Below are 216 nucleotides of genomic sequence, written 5' to 3'. Positions count from 1 at the left end.
GTGAATACACGGTTGGTGATGTGGTGACCGTGAACGTCAATGGCGTTAACTTAACCACCACCGTACAAGCGGGTGGTACCTGGGCTGTGACGGTTGCCGGCGGGCAATTGGTACTTGATGCTGACAACGTGATTAACGTCAGCATTGCAGCAACCGATGCAGCAGGCAACGTGGGCAACGCCACTGCGGATGCGAGCTACACAGTCGACATCACCA

1 protein-coding gene is annotated in these 216 nt (G+C 55.6%); it reads left to right on the top strand.

What is annotated here, in order from left to right; genetic code table 11:
- On the top strand, positions 1-216 hold a 216-nt coding region (locus GBI66_RS19625; protein ID WP_171494365.1), incomplete at both ends, for a hypothetical protein.

The sequence above is a fragment of the Acinetobacter sp. TUM15071 genome, from assembly GCF_008980925.1.
Lineage (GTDB): Bacteria > Pseudomonadota > Gammaproteobacteria > Pseudomonadales > Moraxellaceae > Acinetobacter > Acinetobacter dispersus.
This window is presented reverse-complemented; position numbering and strand designations above follow the sequence as displayed.